At 59.4% G+C, this 17410-nt stretch carries 15 protein-coding genes and 2 pseudogenes; 13 read left to right on the top strand and 4 right to left on the bottom strand.

Going from position 1 to position 17410, the window contains the following annotated elements:
* The first annotated feature begins 252 nt into the window (after positions 1-252).
* From A7D21_RS06035 to A7D21_RS05980, 13 genes and pseudogenes are all read left to right on the top strand, one after another.
* Positions 253-3123 (top strand): PAS domain S-box protein, encoded by a 2871-nt coding sequence (locus A7D21_RS06035; RefSeq protein ID WP_256555996.1) that lies wholly within the window; start codon positions 253-255, stop codon positions 3121-3123.
* Positions 3123-3752, top strand: a complete 630-nt coding sequence (locus tag A7D21_RS06030) for a response regulator transcription factor (RefSeq protein ID WP_053258255.1) — start codon at positions 3123-3125, stop codon at positions 3750-3752. Before A7D21_RS06035 ends, A7D21_RS06030 begins: the two co-directional genes overlap by 1 nt.
* 201 nt (positions 3753-3953) lie before the next feature.
* On the top strand, positions 3954-5099 hold the full coding sequence (locus A7D21_RS06025; RefSeq protein ID WP_069551248.1) for a methyl-accepting chemotaxis protein: 1146 nt from the start codon (positions 3954-3956) through the stop codon (positions 5097-5099).
* A gap of 13 nt (positions 5100-5112) precedes the next feature.
* Positions 5113-5481, top strand: a complete 369-nt coding sequence (locus tag A7D21_RS06020) for a response regulator (RefSeq protein ID WP_053258253.1) — start codon at positions 5113-5115, stop codon at positions 5479-5481.
* Between the two features lie 33 nt (positions 5482-5514).
* Positions 5515-5832: a lipid asymmetry maintenance protein MlaB gene (locus A7D21_RS06015; RefSeq protein WP_069551247.1), complete on the top strand. Its 318-nt coding sequence runs from the start codon at positions 5515-5517 to the stop codon at positions 5830-5832.
* Positions 5833-5836: 4 nt separating this feature from the next.
* On the top strand, positions 5837-7990 hold the full coding sequence (locus A7D21_RS06010; protein WP_242486545.1) for a chemotaxis protein CheA: 2154 nt from the start codon (positions 5837-5839) through the stop codon (positions 7988-7990).
* Positions 7990-9267, top strand: a pseudogene (locus A7D21_RS36565) (MCP four helix bundle domain-containing protein); the annotation flags it as partial. The gene A7D21_RS06010 and the pseudogene A7D21_RS36565, both read left to right, overlap by 1 nt.
* Before the next feature lie 192 nt (positions 9268-9459).
* Positions 9460-10434 (top strand): annotated as a pseudogene (locus A7D21_RS36560) (methyl-accepting chemotaxis protein); the annotation flags it as partial.
* 3 nt (positions 10435-10437) lie between these two features.
* Positions 10438-10944, top strand: a complete 507-nt coding sequence (locus A7D21_RS06000; protein WP_053258250.1) for a chemotaxis protein CheW — start codon at positions 10438-10440, stop codon at positions 10942-10944.
* A gap of 61 nt (positions 10945-11005) precedes the next feature.
* Positions 11006-11554, top strand: coding sequence for a chemotaxis protein CheW (locus A7D21_RS05995; protein ID WP_069551245.1), 549 nt, complete (start codon positions 11006-11008; stop codon positions 11552-11554).
* Positions 11551-12354, top strand: a complete 804-nt coding sequence (locus A7D21_RS05990) for a protein-glutamate O-methyltransferase CheR (RefSeq protein WP_053258248.1) — start codon at positions 11551-11553, stop codon at positions 12352-12354. The genes A7D21_RS05995 and A7D21_RS05990 overlap by 4 nt, the downstream gene beginning before the upstream one ends.
* A complete protein-coding gene (locus tag A7D21_RS05985; RefSeq protein ID WP_053258247.1) occupies positions 12347-12868 on the top strand; it encodes a chemotaxis protein CheD in 522 nt (173 codons plus the stop codon). The genes A7D21_RS05990 and A7D21_RS05985 overlap by 8 nt, the downstream gene beginning before the upstream one ends.
* The gene (locus A7D21_RS05980; protein WP_053258246.1) at positions 12865-13935 is read left to right on the top strand and encodes a chemotaxis response regulator protein-glutamate methylesterase; all 1071 of its coding nucleotides are present in this window, start codon (positions 12865-12867) and stop codon (positions 13933-13935) included. The genes A7D21_RS05985 and A7D21_RS05980 overlap by 4 nt, the downstream gene beginning before the upstream one ends.
* Before the next feature lie 63 nt (positions 13936-13998).
* Here the strand turns inward: A7D21_RS05980 and A7D21_RS05975 are convergent, their stop codons facing one another.
* The 4 genes from A7D21_RS05975 to A7D21_RS05960 all read right to left on the bottom strand — a co-directional run bounded on the left by A7D21_RS05975 (position 13999) and on the right by A7D21_RS05960 (position 17341).
* Positions 13999-14697, bottom strand: a complete 699-nt coding sequence (locus A7D21_RS05975) for an OmpW family protein (RefSeq protein ID WP_053258245.1) — start codon at positions 14695-14697, stop codon at positions 13999-14001.
* Between the two features lie 133 nt (positions 14698-14830).
* Positions 14831-15352 carry a DUF3299 domain-containing protein gene (locus tag A7D21_RS05970; protein ID WP_053258244.1) on the bottom strand — a complete coding sequence of 174 codons (522 nt, stop codon included), beginning with the start codon at positions 15350-15352 and terminating at the stop codon, positions 14831-14833.
* Positions 15353-15363: 11 nt separating this feature from the next.
* Entirely contained in the window at positions 15364-16629 is a 1266-nt protein-coding gene (locus tag A7D21_RS05965; RefSeq protein ID WP_069551244.1) for an ABC transporter permease, read from the bottom strand.
* Position 16630: 1 nt separating this feature from the next.
* A complete protein-coding gene (locus A7D21_RS05960; RefSeq protein ID WP_053258242.1) occupies positions 16631-17341 on the bottom strand; it encodes an ABC transporter ATP-binding protein in 711 nt (236 codons plus the stop codon).
* Positions 17342-17410: the final 69 nt, after the last annotated feature.

Here is a 17410-nt window from a genome sequence, read left to right as displayed (position 1 = left end):
TGGCTGCCGCGTAGAGCGCGGACTGGCGGTCTCGCGAGGCATGTTTTGCGTTGCCTGGCTAATTTTCTTCGTTCAACCGTGGCTTTGCTAGACTCGCCAGGCAGGTATTCAATTGACCGGGTTGAGTGACAGCGTTTTTAGTTGATGACTAAGGTCTTATTTAACCGGGGCTAATAATCTTTTTATTATTGTTGTGATGCGGCATTTCCCGGCGGGAAGAATGATTGGCAACGGATGCTTCTGGGAGCTGTGATGGCTGATGAAGGGATGCTGAAAACCCTCGAGAGCGTGCTTGGCTGTCTTTCGGGAGTGGTTGTGGCGTTGGACCGCGATGCCAGGGTTATCACCGGCAACCCGGCGTTCCTGGAGGTGCAGCGCCAACAGGCGGTATGCCCTGACGTGGCCGGCGAGTTTCTTTCACTGCTGCGGCCTGAAGACCACGGGCTTTTTTATGCTGCGGTTAAACAAGCGGAGGGCAACGAACGCGCTTTTTTCGACGCCGCCGCCACCGGGTCAGGTCGGTTGAGCGTAGCCATGACGCGGTGGCAGGCGCATTATTTTATTGTTGAAATTACCCCCGTTATGGCCTCTGCGGCGCCTTATCCGGGAAACGAACGTTTCGCTGATATTCCCCTTAGGTCCATTTTTGACTCTTCCGGTACGGGGTTGGCGCTGGTTGCTCTGGACGGACGTTGGCTGAGGGCCAATGGCGTCACCTGCACACTGCTTGGCTACAGCGAAGCGCAGTTGCAAACCACGACCTTCATGGCCCTGACCCATCCCGAAGACCGCGACGTCGGCAAGCAATTGATTGAAGAGTTGATTCGCGGTGCCAGGCATGGCGCCACGCTGCATAAACGTTATATCCACCGCAACGGGCAGGTGGTCTGGGTCAGGTTGACGGTCGGGATGGTGCGCGACGAGCAGGGGCAACCGTCCTGCTTTGTGTCTCAACTGGAAGACATCACCGAGAACTGGCAGCTTCGCGAAACGCTGATGGGCAGCGAGCTGAAATTTCTCACGCTGGCGGAAAACTCGCCGAATATCATCGTGCGTTACGACTGCAACCTGCAGCGCGCCTACGTCAATCCGGCCTTTCTGCTGTTGACCGGAATGACTTATGCCGAGTCGATCGGCACGCGTCCTGACGCGCACGCGGGTGACTATCTGAGCCAATTGCGGCATGTTTTGGAAACGGGCGAAACGGCGCAATTTATAAACACCTGGACGATTGCTGATGGCAACGACTATGTGAGTTGTGCGGTCAGCCTGATGGCCGAGCGCAGCAATACCGGCGCGGTGATCGGTGTGCTGGCGCTGGCCCACGACATTACGGAGATGCGCAAACAGCAGGTGCTGGAAGACGAGCGTCTGGGTATTTTCGAAAACATGGCCATGGGCGCTTCTCTGCAGGAAACGCTGGCGTTACTCGTGGGTTATCTGCAATTGGCCTTGCCCCACAGATCCTGCGGCGTGCAGCTCGTAGGGGCCGAACATGTCGGCGCGGCTGCGCGCATGCCTGCGGCCTGCTGGTCCGAACCCATCGTCGACAAACAAGGCCAGGTGCTGGGCACTTTCGAGTTATCCCAGCCTTTCGGCGCTGCGCCGCATGAGCGCGAAATTCAACGCGTGCGCCAGATGTGCCACATTGCTGCGATTGCTATTGAGCGCTGGCGCTCGGAATCACTTCTGCGCGAGCGCGAGCGCCGTTACCGCAATATTTTCGACCACACCCTGGATATGCTCTGTCTGCTGGAGGTGACGCCGGCCAGCGGGCTGCAGTGCGTCGAGGCCAACCCCGCGTTGTTAAACGCGCTGGGCAAATCCCATGGTGATGTCACCGGCGCGGCGCTCGAATCGATATTCGGTCGTTTAAATGCGCAAAAAATCCAGGGGCTCTGCGAGCAGTGCATGACCGCCGGGCGGGTGGTGGAGGCCGATGAGGGCATGGTGCTTCGCAATGAGGTGCGGCACGTGCATTTAACCCTGGTGCCAGTGGCTGATACTGCGGGTGCGGGCTCACGGATATTGGTGATTGGCCGCGACATTACCCTGTTGGTCAGGGCTCGCCAGAAGGAGCTCGAACGCCAGCACGATATCAATGCGCTGGTTGAAAACAGCCCGGATGCTGTCGCTCGGTTAAGTGCTCATGGCTACGTGCTCTACGTCAATGCACGGTTGAAAGAATGGGTGGGCGCAGCCGCACCGGAGCTGACAGGAATGCCCATGGACGCGGTGGCCCCTCTCAATAACCAGTCCCAGTTGTTTTGCGAATTGGTGGCTCAGGTGATTCGAGAGAATAAAGCCACGGAGCAGGAGTTTCGACTCTCGGGATTGAAGACTGCGCCCAAAGTGGTGCTGATCCACTTCGTTCCCGAAGTGGACGGCAAGCGGGTGGTCAGCGTACTGGCGGTGGGGCGCGATATCTCCAGGTTGCGTGCTGCCGAGCGGCGCCTGGCCAACTCCAATGCACAATTGCGTGACCTGTCGACCCGCCGCGAAACGGCGCGCGAAGAGGAGCGCAAACTGATCGCCAGGGAGATCCATGACGAGCTGGGCCAGCACCTGACAGCACTGCGCATGGGCATCTCGTTATTGCGCTTCCAGTTTGGCGCCACGACGCCTGAACTCACCCCCCAAGTTGAGCGGTTGATGGTGCTGACCGATAAAACGATCCAGGTCGTGCGCAATGTTTCTACCAGCTTGCGACCGTCCGCGTTGAACCTGGGGCTGGTCTCTGCGCTTGAATGGCTGACGACCGAATTCGTCACCTTGACCCAGGTTCCGTGTGTACTGCACCTGCCTATAATTCCTCTGACGCTGCCTGAAAGCCACGTTACCGCCGCGTTCCGCATCGTGCAGGAGTCGTTGACCAATATCGCCCGCTACGCCAGCGCGACACAGGTCAGCGTCACCCTGAGCCCGCAGGAGACGCATTGGTTGCTGGAAATTCAGGATAACGGCAAGGGGTTTGACCCGGACGTGGTCGGCGGCAAGACGTTGGGCTTGGCCGGGATGCGTGAACGTGGCCTGATGTTGGGCGGCAAAGTGATCATTTTCAGCCATCCCGGACAGGGCACGACTGTCCAGGCGTTCATTCCAATGCACAAGGAAACGTATTGATGATTCGCATGCTGATCGCCGATGACCACACCATCATGCGCGAGGGGCTCAAGCAGTTGTTCATGCTGGTCGCCGACGTCCAGGTAGTGGCCGAAGCCGAGAGTGGCACGCAACTGATTGAATTGTTGCGTCAGGTCGAGATCGACCTGTTGCTCCTGGACATGAACATGCCAGGCATCAGTGGCGAGATTTTGATCGCGCGTCTGCATACCCAGTACCCAACGCTGCCGATTTTGGTGTTGAGCATGCATAACGAAATCCACATTGCCCAACGTGCACTGCGCGCCGGAGCACTCGGTTATCTCACCAAAGACCGAGATCCCGAGACCTTGCTGGTGGCCATACGCAGGGTCGTCAGCGGTCAACGCTACCTCGACCCCGCGCTGGCAGAACAGATCGCGCTGCAAAGCAGTGGCTTGAAGCAACAGACCTTTGTCGAAAGCCTCTCCGATCGAGAGTTCCAGATCCTGCGTTTGCTGGCTCACGGCATGAGCGTCAACCAGATCGCCGAACAGTTGGTCATCAGTAACAAGACCGTCAGTACCCACAAAACCCGGCTGATGGACAAGATGGGGTTCAGCTCCACCGCCGACATTGTTCGGTTCGCCATGACCTTGGGTATTTCTTGAACGGCACATTTGGGTAGGGATTTTCCTACCCGATTTTCCGGTATCCCTACCCTAGAATAGGGATGGTCTGATGGTCGTCATGCCATTATTTAGCCAGTATCTCTCTCAAGCAATCTAACCACCGATCAACCGGTCAGGATTGCGTTGACTGGGAGACACATCGTGAGCGAACAGACCCCCACCCCTTCGGCTGCTTTGACGATGTTTCCCGTCGCTTTTTCGGGCCTGTTGGGCGGCCTTGCGGTGGCCTACAGCGACGGCTTCGGCGCAAGGGCTGTGGGCGCGGGGGGCGTGGTGTTGCTGGTTTGCATCGGTCTGGGGCTTTGGGCACACCGCACGCACCAGGCGCATTGGCGCCGCCTGTGCCAGCCGCTTGAGCAACCGGTCGCGGGCTCGGTGGCACTGGCCGTCGATTCGGGCCTGGCAGACGTATGCCAGGGCGTGCTTCCGGTCTGGTCCCGGCAGATAGAAGCCGCCCGCCAGCTCAGCGAAACCGCCATCCTCAAGCTCAGCGAGCGTTTCGGCACGCTGTCAGCAAACATCAGTCACAGCGTGTCCAGCCTTGGTGGCCAGGATGCTTCCCAGCAACTGGTCGACTTACTGGAAGTCGGCCAACGTGACCTTAATTCCATCGTACTGGCCCTGCGTGCTGCGCTTTCCAATAAAGAGAACGAACTCAAAGAGGTCATGCAGCTGTCCAGCTTCACTGAGCAACTTCAGCAGATGGCCAAGTTTGTCGGCGACATCGCCAGCCAGACCAACCTGCTGGCCCTCAACGCGGCCATCGAAGCTGCCCGTGCCGGTGACGCGGGGCGAGGTTTTGCGGTGGTCGCCGATGAGGTGCGTAAGTTGTCGAGTATGTCCGGCGAGACCGGGCGCAAGATCAGTGAAACGGTGATTACCGTCAACGCCGCGATTGCACGCACGGTGCAAATGTCCCGCCACCACGCCGAACAAGACACCTTGACCCTCGCCGACTCGGAGCGGGTGGTCTCGCAGGTTATCGAGCATTTTCGCGGCAACGCCCAGACCATTGTGCGTAACAGCCATGACCTGCAGCAGCAAAGTGCAACGGTCGCCGACGAAATAGCCCAGGTGTTGGTGGCCCTGCAGTTTCAGGACCGCGTCAGCCAAATGCTGACATTGATCACTCGTGACCTGGGCAAGTTGCAGGAGCAGTTAGATCAGCGTCACCAATCGAGCCTGAGCGGGCATGCCCTTGCCCCGATGCTCAGTGAGCAATGGCTGCAAGAGCTTGCAACGGCTTACACCATGCCTGAGCAACACGCTATTCACGGTGGCAAGCCACACGCCAAGGCCGACGCCAGCGAAATCACCTTTTTCTAGAGGAGCTTTTCCGATGAGCAAAACCATTCTGATCGTCGACGACTCGGCATCCATCCGGCAGGTGGTGAGCATCACGCTCAAAGGCGCAGGTTACGACGTGATCGAAGGCTGTGATGGCAAAGATGCGCTGAGCAAACTGGATGGACGCAAAATTCACCTGATTGTCAGTGACGTGAACATGCCCAACATGGACGGTCTCAGCTTCGTCAAGGCCGCCAGGCTGTTGCCGGCCTACAAATTCACGCCCGTCATCATGCTGACCACGGAAGCCAGCGATGCGATGAAGCAGCAAGGCCAGGCCTCCGGCGCCAAGGCCTGGATGGTCAAGCCCTTTCAGCCGGCGCAGATGCTCACCGCGGTCTCCAAGTTGATTTTGCCCTAGCGATGGCCGGCGACCGCTGGCCAGGAGGTTTCCATGAATAGTCCCGTCCCGATGCTGCGTCGAATCCAGGTCATGGAAGGCCCTCTGACGATCTACACGGCCAGTGAACAAAAAGACGTGTTGTTGTCGCTGTTTCCGCTGGCCCATGAGGTCGAATTGGACTTGTCCAACGTCGACGAACTGGACAGCGCCGGTTTGCAATTGTTGATCCTCATCAAACGCGAGTCCCTCAGGGAGGGCGCGCAACTGCTGCTGAGCAACCATAGCCCGACGGTCATTGAAGCGTTGCGGCTCAGCGGTCTTGAGGACTTCTTCTCCAATACGGCTATCGCCCAATCGAGCGGAGCCTGATCCCATGGCCCAGCCTATGAACATGGACGACGTGCTGCAGACCTTCATCGCTGAAAGTCGCGAGCTGCTGTTGCAGATGGAAGACGCGCTGCTGCAGATCGAGCAGTCTCCCCACGACATGGACACCATCAATGGCCTGTTCCGGGTGGCCCACACCATCAAAGGTTCGGCCGGCTTGTTTGGCTTGATGCCCATCGTTGAGTTCACCCATGTCGCTGAAAGCGTGCTGGACCGGGTACGTAGCCTGGAGGTCCGCGTCGATGAGGCGCTGAGTGCGTTGTTTCTCGACGCCCGTGACCACATCGCTCAATTGATCGACCTGCTGGCCGAAGATGGCAACCTGGATCGGTTGGACGAACCTTTGCAGGTCCGAGGCCTTCGTCTGGTTGACCGGCTCGCCTTGTACCTGGACGCCTCGGTAGCGACGGCGGCACCGGCCCATCAAGGCCCGCTGTCGGCGGATGCCCAGGATACCCAGGATACCGGCCCCGGCCACTGGCATTTGTCCCTGCGCTTTGGTCCGGATGTGTTGCGCAATGGCATGGACCCCTTGGCATTCCTGCGCTACCTGAGCACGTTGGGACGGTTGCTGCAGACCGTCACGCTGTTCGACGCGTTGCCGCCTATCGCGTCCATGAACCCGGAAACCAACTACCTGGGCTTTGAGCTGGCGCTGGCCAGCGACGCCTCCCGGGAGGTCATCGACGGCGCGTTTGACTTTGTTCGCGATGACGCGCTCGTGCAGATCCTCGCGCCGCACGCCTCTGTGCAAACGTGTCGGGCGCACATCGACGCACTGCCGGAAGGCAATGACGAGTTGCTTGAGTTACTGGTTCGCTGCGCCAGCCTGACGGCGTCGCAAGCCGTGCTCGTCGCCCAAGAGGGGCAGCCGGCAGCGGCCGAACCGCGGGGTGAACTTGACGCACTGCCGGATGCGGCCGCGCCGTCGATCAAGGCCGGTAAAGGCACCGCGAGTAACGATGGCAATCTGATTCGGGTCGATGCCGCCAAGCTGGATCAACTGATCAACCTGGTCGGTGAGCTGATCATCGCCGGTGCCGGCGCCAATCTGGTGGCGGTGCGTAGCGGCATAGGCGAGATGATCGAGGCCACCAGTCTGTTGTCTCGGTTGGTTGAAGAGGTCCGTGATTCGGCGTTGACCCTGCGCATGGTGCAGATCGGAGCAACCTTCACGCGTTTCCAGCGAGTGGTACGCGACGTGTCCAAAGAATTGGGCAAAGACATCGTATTGCGCATTGGCGGCGGCGAAACCGAGTTGGACAAAACCGTCGTCGAGCGGATCGGTGACCCGCTCACGCACTTGGTGCGAAATGCCATGGACCACGGCATCGAGGCCGCGTCCACTCGCCTGCTGCGGGGCAAGCCCGAGCAGGGCACCGTACGCCTGAATGCTTATCACGAGTCCGGCAGTATCGTCATCGAAGTGTCGGACGACGGCGGCGGATTGGCCAAGGACAAAATCCTGGCGAAGGCCCGCGAGCGTGGCCTGGTGGCTGAAGGTCAGGTACTGCCAGACAAAGACATTCTGAATTTGATTTTCGAACCCGGGTTTTCCACGGCCGATCAGGTCAGCAACCTGTCCGGCCGAGGGGTCGGCATGGACGTGGTGAAAAGGAATATCACGGCGTTGCGCGGCAGTGTGAGCCTGGAAAGCGAAGAAGGGCTGGGCACGACGGTGCGCATCCGTTTGCCGCTGACGCTGGCGATCATTGACGGGTTTCTGATCGGCGTCGGCAAGGGTTCTTATGTCATCCCGCTGAACATGGTGGAGGAGTGCATCGAGCTCGCCTCTGGGCGGGATGCTGACGCGGGCTACCTCGACCTGCGTGGCGATGTGCTGCCGATCCTGCGGCTGCGGGACATGTTTGATGTGCAAGAACCGGCCGGCAGCCGAGAAAACGTGGTTGTCGTGCACTACGCGGGGCTGCGTGCCGGCCTGGTGGTTGATCGCTTGCAGGGGGAGTTTCAAACCGTAATCAAGCCACTCGGCAAAGTGTTCGGTGAAGCCCATGGGCTCGGGGGATTCACGATCCTGGGCAACGGCGCGGTTGCGCTGATTCTGGATGTTCCCAATTTGTTAGGACTCGTTGCCAAGGAAGCCAATAACCGTTCGATTCCAAGTCCTCAGTCGACTTAATGAAGCGTCATCAGGAGTTCCTCGCCATGACCGTTATCAAAAATATAATGTTGTTGGTTTTCACGGCAGTGCTGGGTGTCCTCGTATTGGGTGGCACCAGCCTGTACCTGGCCGGTGAAATCAATTCGAGCGCCAGTTACGGCAACGCCAACACGGTGCCCAGCCTGCTGGAAATCGACCAGGTCGCAACGGCTGTAGGCGACCTTCATGGTTTGCAATGGCAGCACTTGAACGATCCCGGGAAAAGTGTCCTCCCGGGTTACGCGCAGAGCGTGGCACAACACTTCAGTTCAATTGGCAAAGCCCTGGATCACTATGAGGCCGAGTTGGTCTCTGACGACCATGACGCGTCGCTGTTGAAACAACTGCGCGCCCACTTGGGTGAATTGACCGCCTCGCAGGGGCAGTTCGACAAGCTCATCAACGAAGGCGACCAAGCCTCGGCGCGGGCATTGATTGAGGCGAGCCAGCCATTGCAGGCGTCGGTGCTGAAGGTGGTCAGTGACCTGCGTGAATACAACCTGGAACTGGGGCGCAAGGGCCAACTGCTGGCCACCGCCACTGAGAAGAATGCGCGCTACATCATTCTGTTGGTGAGCGGTTTGACCCTGTTCGCGACCGTGCTGATCGGAACATTCCTGGGCCGAAACCTGATGCGCCAACTGGGTGCTGAACCCGCCGTGGTTCGCGACTTTGCTGCACGTCTGTCCGCCGGTGACCTGAACGCAAAAGCAACCCTCAAGGCGGGTGACACCACCAGTCTGATGGCGAGCATGCAGCAGCTGGGGCAGGGCTTGCACGAGTTGATTGTGGAGATGGACCGAATGTCCGCTGCCCACGACAAAGGTGACATTGACGTGCAGATCGCGGCCGATCGCTTTCAAGGCAGTTACCGCTCCATGGCCCAGGGCATCAACGATATGGTCAACGGCCACATCGCGGTGAAGAAAAAAGCCATGGCCTGCATTCGCTCATTCGGTGAGGGTGATTTGTCGGCGCCTCTTGAGTCATTCCCCGGCAAAAAAGCGTTTATCAATGAAAATATCGAGCTGTTACGCACCAATGTCCTGGCGCTGATCAATGATATGAAGCACATGTCCAGCGAGCACGAAAAAGGTGACATTGACGTCATGATCGATGTCGATCGCTTCCGCGGCTCGTACCGTGATATCGGTCAGGGCATCAATGAGATGGTCAGCGGCCACATCAACGTCAAGAAGAAAGCCATGGCCTGTATTCGCGCGTTCGGCGAAGGCGATCTGGCGGCGTCACTGGAGCAATTCCCGGGCAAAAAAGCCTTTATCAATGAGAACATCGAGCAGCTGCGCGCCAATATCCTCGCGCTCGTCGAAGACACCACCCAGATCAGTGACAGTGCGCTGATCGGCAAACTGGACACCCGGCCTGACGTCGCGCGGCACCAGGGCGATTTCCGCCGCATCATTCAGGGTATCAATGGTTCTCTGGACGCGATCATCGAGCCGATTACCGAAGCGATGGACGTGTTGTCGGCAATGTCCAACGGTGACCTGACCCGCAGCATCACCGGTGACTACCAAGGCAAGTTCCTGGAACTCAAGACCTCGGTTAACGGCACCGTGGAAAAACTCTCGGAAATCATCGGCGAAGTGCGCGGCTCAGCCGATTCGCTGTCCAGTGCCTCGGAAGAAATCTCCGCCACCGCCCAAAGCATGAGCCAGTCGGCCTCCGAGCAGGCGGCTTCGGTGGAGCAGACTTCTGCATCGATGGAGCAAATGTCCGCGTCCATTGCCCAGAACACCGAAAATGCCAAGGTGACCGATGGCATGGCGGGCAAGGCCAACAAGGAAGCCTCGGAAGGCGGCCGAGCCGTGAAGGATACCGTGGCGGCGATGAAGACCATCGCTGAAAAAATCGGCATCGTCGACTCTATCGCTTACCAGACCAATTTGTTGGCGCTCAATGCCGCGATCGAAGCCGCGCGTGCCGGTGAGCACGGCAAAGGGTTCGCAGTGGTGGCGGCAGAAGTGCGCAAACTGGCCGAGCGCAGCCAGATTGCCGCACAGGAAATCAGTGAAGTGGCCAAGAACAGCGTGGCCTTGGCTGAACGGGCGGGCAACCTGCTGGATGAGATTGTGCCTTCGATTGCCAAGACCTCTGACCTGGTGCAGGAGATCGCCGCAGCCTCGGAAGAACAGTCCATTGGGTCCGATCAAATAAACAGTGCGATGTCGCAGATGAGCCAACTGACTCAGCAAAACGCTTCAGCCTCCGAAGAGCTGGCGGCGACTGCCGAGGAAATGAGTGGCCAGGCCGAGCAGTTGCAGGAGCTCATGGGCTTCTTCACCGTACAAACCAAACGTGCCGGGCGCACTGCCTCGCTACCCACCATCAGCCGTGCAGCGTTAACGCTGGACGCCGACAATCGTTCGGTGGAGGGCGGGTTCGTCCGCTTCGGGAGTTGACCCATGAGTGCCTCAGCCAGTGTGTCGGACGGGCTTGAACGGCAGACACCCGTTGATGAGCCTTTGCAGTACCTGACCTTCTTGGCAGATCAGGAAATGTACGCGGTCAATACCCTGAGTGTTCGCGAAATCATCGAATACAACCAGGTGACGACCGTGCCGATGATGCCGACATTTTTACGCGGGGTGATTAATCTTCGCGGTTCGGTCGTGCCGGTTGTCGACCTCAAGGCACGGTTTGGCAAGGGCGTGACGGTACTGGGCAGCCGTACGTGCATCGTCATTCTGGAGGCGGCGAAGCAGGGCGAGTCATTGGTCTTGGGGGTGGTGGTCGACTCGGTCAGCGAGGTGATCGAGATACTCGATATCGATATCAAGCCCACCCCGGCGTTCGGCAATCATATTCGCGCTGACTTCATCCAGGGGATGACCAAGGTGCGCGGTGAGTTTGTGACGCTGCTGCAAATTGAGCATGTGTTGTGTGTCGATGAGATAGCCGGCTTGATGTGAGCGTGGCGCGTAGGGCCGCGTCTTCAGGCGCGTCCGGAATGTAATGGGTCCGAGGTGAATCATGGCGCTATCCATCGAAAGTCCAGGCAATACCCCAGTCTCAAGCCCGAGCCAATACCTCACCTTTGAACTGGGCGATGAAATGTTCGCCGTGGGCACGCTCAATGTGCGGGAGATCATCGAATATGGGCCGATCACCAGCGTACCGTTGTTGCCCTCCAGCATACGTGGCGTGATCAACCTGCGCGGCGCTGCGGTTCCCGTGCTGGACCTGGGGGTGCGTTTTCGTGGTGAGCGCACGGTGCAGACCTCAAGGACGTGTTTTGTGATCCTCGAAGTCCAGTCCGGCGCGGCGCGCAAGCTCGTGGGGATCATTGTCGATGCGGTCAGTGAAGTGCTTGAAATCGCCGATCAGGACATCGAACCCTCGTTGAACTTCGGCAGCGATGTCAGGGCTGACTTTCTACTGGGCATCGGTAAGTTGGAGAGCGGCTTTGTGCTGTTGCTGGACATCGGTCGGGTGTTGTCCCTGGAGCACGTGGAGGTGCTGGCCACCCTCGAATCCTCGTTGCCTGCAACGCCCGATTCTTCTTTGGGAACGTCTTTATGAACGTGATTCTCTCCGACACTGAGTTTCTGCAATTTCGTGACCTCATTCATCGAATCGCCGGCATCAGCCTGTCCGATGCCAAAAAGCAGTTGGTGAGTGCTCGGCTGGCCAAGCGACTGCACCTATTCAAGCTCACTAACTACGGGGCTTACTACAAGCTATTGATGAAGGACAGTGCGGAGTTGCAGGTGGCGGTCGACATGTTGACCACCAACGAAACCTACTTTTTTCGCGAGCCCAAGCATTTCGATTTCCTGCGCGATGTGGCGCTCCCCGAACTGCGCGGCAGCGGGCCTTTACGCATCTGGAGTGGCGCCTGCTCGACCGGTGAAGAGCCGTATACCTTGGCGATGGTCCTGGCGGACAACCTCGCGGGCCGGCCCTGGGAGATTGTGGCGTCGGACATCAGCAGCCGGGTGTTGGACAAAGCCCGGACAGGGCGTTACCCCCTTGAAGGTACGCGCGGCATTCCTGAAGCGCTGCTCAACAAGTATTGCCTCAAGGGCGTTGGCGCCAACCATGGCTGCTTCATGGTCGATCGTGCACTGGCTGCGCGGATCGATTTCCAGGCGATCAATTTGAATAATCCGTTACCCAAACTCGGCATGTTTGACGTGATCTTTCTGCGTAACGTGATGATCTATTTTGATAACGACACCAAAGTGCAGGTGGTCCAGCGACTGATCAACCATCTCAAACCCGGCGGGTATTTTCTGGTGAGCCACTCGGAGAGCCTCAATGGCGTGACCGATGAACTGCGACTCATCAAACCTTCGATCTACCGGAGGCCACGTGCCTGAAAACAGAGTGCCCCAAGAGGTTTTTCTGAATCCCGGAGAGTGGTTTTTCGGCGCTGGCGAGATTCGGCTGCGCACGGTGCTGGGGTCGTGTGTGGCACTGGTGTTCTGGCACCCCCGGCGCTTGTTGGGCGGCATGTGCCACTTCCTGTTACCCCAACGCGCAGTGCCGAACTCGCACGCGTTGGACGGGCGTTACGGCAATGAGGCGCTGGCATTGTTACTCGGTCGAATTCACGCGAGTAAGGCCCGACCTGCCGATTTCAGAATCAGCGTATTCGGCGGCGGGAACATGTTTCCCGGGCTGGCGCGTTCGGACAAACACTACGTCGGGCAACGCAATGTCGAACAAGCCCGGCGCCTGCTCGACCTGCACCATTTGCATTGTCACAACTTCCACGTGGAAGGCGTGGGTTACCGAACCGTGGTGTTCGACCTTGCCAACGGCAACATTGAACTCAACTACCTGGCCTTGCAGAAACAACCCGTCAGCCCTCTTGGAGAGCGTGCGACATGAGCCTGATAAAAGTACTGATCATTGATGATTCAGCAGTGGTTCGCCAGGTTCTGACGGCGACCCTGGGGCAAGACCCGGCCATCGAAGTCATCGGCGCGGCAGCGGACCCGGTGTTCGCCATGGACAAAATGAACAAGCAATGGCCGGATGTGATTGTGTTGGACATCGAGATGCCACGCATGGATGGCATTACCTTTCTGAAAAAATTGATGGCGGAACACCCGACGCCGGTGGTCATCTGTTCGACCTTGACCGAGAAAGGCGCGGCCACCACGATGCAGGCACTCGCTGCGGGTGCGGTCAGCATCGTTACCAAGCCACAACTCCATTTGCGCCAGTTTCTGACCGAAAGTTCCGATGAACTGGCGGGTGCCGTCAAGGCCGCCGCCCGGGCCAACATGAAGCGGATGGTGCCTTCCAGCGAGCGGGTTCCCGTGAGGCTGAGTGCCGACGTCATACTGCCTGCGGGCACCCAGGCGATGGCGCGCACCACCGAAAGTATCGTCGCGATTGGTACGTCTACCGGCGGCACTCAGGCCCTGGAGCTGGTGTTGACCGCTCTGCCCAGGGTCTGCCCCGGAATAGTCATCGTGCAGCACATGCCCGAACACTTCACGGCTGCATTTGCCGAGCGCCTGAATCGACTCTGTGAGATTGAAGTCCGAGAGGCGAAGAATGGCGACCGGGTTATCCCCGGTTGCGCGCTGATTGCCCCCGGTGGTCGGCACATGGTGCTCAAGCGCAGCGGTGCGCAATACCAGGTTGAAATTGTCGACGGTCCGCCCGTAAGCCGGCACCGTCCCTCCGTTGATGTGCTGTTTCGCTCCGTCGCCCGCAGTGCCGGAGCTAACGCGCTGGGCATCATCATGACGGGGATGGGGGACGATGGCGCCCGTGGGCTGAAAGAAATGCATGACAGCGGTGCCCACACCCTCGGCCAGGATGAAGAGTCCTGTGTGGTGTACGGAATGCCTAAGGAAGCGTTCAAGCTGGGCGCGGTGGAGCGTGAGTTGCCGCTTGAACATATTTCTGCGGCGATTCTGCAATCCATTCATCAGCGCCGCTGACTCCTCTTAGTGAGGAGAATAAAAAAGACCCTGTAAAAACAGGGTCTTGGATGGGATAAAAACCTAGAACTTGTAGCCGATACCGACCATGTACACCATTGGGTCGACGTCCACATTGACCTTGGCGCGCGTGCCTTGGCCCAGCGCGTTGTTGTCCACGGTGGCCTTGGTGCTGATGTCGATGTAGCGCACCTGGGCGTTGACCATCCACTTGTCGTTGATCATGTAGTCGGCGCCAACCTGCGCGGCCCAGCCCCAGGAGTTTTCCGCCTTGAAGTTGCTGAACCCGGCTTGCTGGGCGCTACTGCTGACGTGCTCGTCGTAGATCCAGGTGTAGTTGATACCGGCGCCCACGTACGGCTGGAATGCCAACTTGCTGTCCAGCGGGTAGTACACGATGCTCAGGGTCGGCGGCAGGTGTTTCAGGGTGCCGAGCTTGCCGTTGGCGGCGCCGAGCGCGGTGTTCTTGATCTTCACGTCGTGCTCGAACGGCGTGGCCGCCAGCAGTTCGATACCCCAGTGGCTGGTGAACATGTAGGCGAAGTTCAAGCCCAGTTGAGTGTCGCTGCTCATGGTCGCCTTGCCGCCCAGGTTGGTGCCCGCCAAGGGGCCCTGGTCAACCTTCACGCTGCTGCTGTCTGCTTTCGGGTTAACGGTGATTGCACCGGCGCGAATCAGAATATCGCCCGCTTCGTGAGCGTGGACGGCAGGGGCGGCGAGGGCGAGCGCGAAGAGGGACGCGCCGAGCAGGGACTTGTTCATGGGAGCTCCAGAAGGACGTTAAAAGTTGTACGTCCAATGGTAGAGATCGTTCCGTTCGATCCTTTGACTCAGCTCAATGAAAGGGTAACCACGGATCAAAAACCCTGGGATCTGTGCTGTTCTTGAGCAAGGCTCATTCCTGCAGCTCGTAGACGTAAATCTTCTCGGCATCCATTTGGTAGCCGGCATCCGCCAGCTCACTGGATGACGGTTTGACCTGCATCGAGCCCTCGATCCAATACGGCTGGTACAGCTCGTCAAGCTTTACCCCGACTTCGCTTTTCACATGCACGATCTGGTTCGACGGCGGCGGCGGTACGTGAATGCACGCGCCGAAATACGGCACCAGCAAAAACTCGGTGGTACGGCCCTCCTCGCTGACTTCCAGCGGCACGATATAACCCGGCAAGCGAATGTGCTGGCCGTCGAGGCTCTGTACCACCGGTGCGTTGGGCAGGTCCTGCTTGGCCGCAGGCGCCGCCTCGACCGACAACGCGTCGGCCATGTTCGACAGGTCGTGCAGCGGCTTCATATTGGGAATTTCCGGCGGCGCGTCCGGCGGGATCATCTCCTGCCAGGACAGGTCCTTGGGCTGGTCGGCCGCCCACGCGGGCACGGCCACCAGCAGCAACAGGGCAAACAGGGCACGGCGCATCGAAGCCTTCCTCATAAACGTATGGACAGGCCATCGGCCAGGGATTGTCGATAGGCGCGCCACGCGGGCACGCTGCCCATCAACAGCGCTGCTGCCAGGATACCGGCGAGCAAGGTCCATTCATATTCGCTGGGCCATGACATCGGCAGGTCCAGGCCATAGTTGGCCTGCAAATACCCGCGCGACGCGGCGATGCACACGTACAGCAGGCCTGTGCCTGCAACCACGCCGGACAGTGCCAGCGCGAAGGCTTCGAAGATCAGCAGTGTTGCGATGTGCCAGGGGCGTGCGCCGACCGAACGCAGGATCGCCATCTCACGGCGGCGCTCGTTGAGACTGGTGAGGATCGCCGTGAGCATGCCGATCAGGCCGGTCAGCACCACGAACAGCGAGATCACGAACAGCGCTTTTTCGGCGGTGCCCATCATGCTCCACAACTCTTGCAGCGCCACACCGGGCAGGATCGCCAGCATCGGCTCACCGCGAAATTCGTTGATCTCGCGTTGCAGCGCGAAGGTGGAAATCTTGTTGTTCAAGCCGAGCATGAACGCAGTGATCGCCTGCGGGGTCAGGTCCATATTGCGCGCCTGATCGGCGCTGATGCGGCCTTTGCCTTGGGCGGGTACGCCGTTGTGCCAGTCGATATGAATCGCTTCCATACCGCCGAGACTGATGTGCAGCGTGCGGTCTACCGGCGTGCCGGTGCGCTTGAGAATGCCGACCACGGTGAACGGTTTGTCATCGTGTTTGACCAGGCTGACCACTGCCACACCGTGGGCCAGCACCAGCTTATCGCCGAGCTTGTAATGCAGGGCGTCGGCGACTTCAGCTCCCAGCACCACTTCGAACGGGTCGGTGGCGAAGGCGCGGCCGCTGGCCAGTTCGAGGTTCTGCTTGCGGCCGTACTGGTAGTGCTCGAAGTAGGCTTCGTTGGTGCCCATCACCCGGTAGCCACGGTGCGAGTCGCCAAGGGAAATCGGGATTGCCCATTTCACTTGTGGGTCGGCGGCGAAGTGCTCGTAGCTGTCCCAACGGATGTTGTTGGTGGCGTTGCCGATGCGGAACACCGAGTACAGCAGCAGGTTGACCGAGCCGGAACGGGCGCCGACGATCAGGTCGGTGCCGCTGATGGTGCTGGCGAAGCTGTTGCGCGCCTCGACGCGCACGCGCTCCACCGCCAGCAGCAGGCACACCGACAGGGCGATGGCGAACGCGGTGAGGATCGCGGTAAAGCGGCGGTTAGCCAGGCTGGCCATGGCTAGACGAAACAAATACATCTCAAACCTCTGCGGGCGTGGCGGCGCGATTGAGTTCGGCCAGCGACAGGTTGCGGTCGAACAACGGCGCCAGGCTCTGGTCATGGCTGACAAACAACAGGCTGGCGCCCGCGTCGCGGCATTCGGCGAACAACAACTGTATGAATGCTTCGCGAGCGTCGTAGTCCAGGGCCGAGGTGGGCTCGTCGGCAATCACCAGTTCCGGTTGGCCGATCAACGCACGGGCTGCGGCCACCCGTTGTTGCTGGCCGATGGACAGCGAGTCGGCACGCCGCTCCAGCAGGTTTTTGTCGTTCAAACCCAAATGCGCGAGCAAGGTCGCGGCGGCCTGGTCCACACTGCCGTGGCGCTGAATCGCCCGTTGCGCGCGCAGCTTGGAAAAGTGGCAAGGCAACTCGACGTTCTCGCGCACCGACAGAAACGGCAGCAGGTTGAACTGCTGGAAAATGTAGCCGGTGTGGTCGACGCGGAAGCGGTCGCGGGCGCTCGCCGACAGCTCGGTCAATTCCTGGCCGAGCAGGCGGATGCTGCCCTGGCTGGGTTTCTGCACGCCGCCCAGCAGGCCGAGCAGGGTGGTTTTGCCACTGCCGCTCGGGCCCTTGAGAAACAGCGTTTCCCCCGCTTCCAGGCGGAACGCGGGAATGTCCAGCAACTGTGGGTGGCCGGGCCAGTTGAAGCCCAGGTCAGACAGTTCGATTAACGCTTGGGTCATGGGGAATCAGGGTCGCCTGGTGGTAGGAAGTAGCGCCGATCCACTGTGGCAGCAGGCAAGCCAGCCCCA

The organism is Pseudomonas sp. AP19 (assembly GCF_001728855.1).
In the GTDB taxonomy this organism is placed as follows: domain Bacteria; phylum Pseudomonadota; class Gammaproteobacteria; order Pseudomonadales; family Pseudomonadaceae; genus Aquipseudomonas; species Aquipseudomonas fluorescens.
This window is presented reverse-complemented; position numbering and strand designations above follow the sequence as displayed.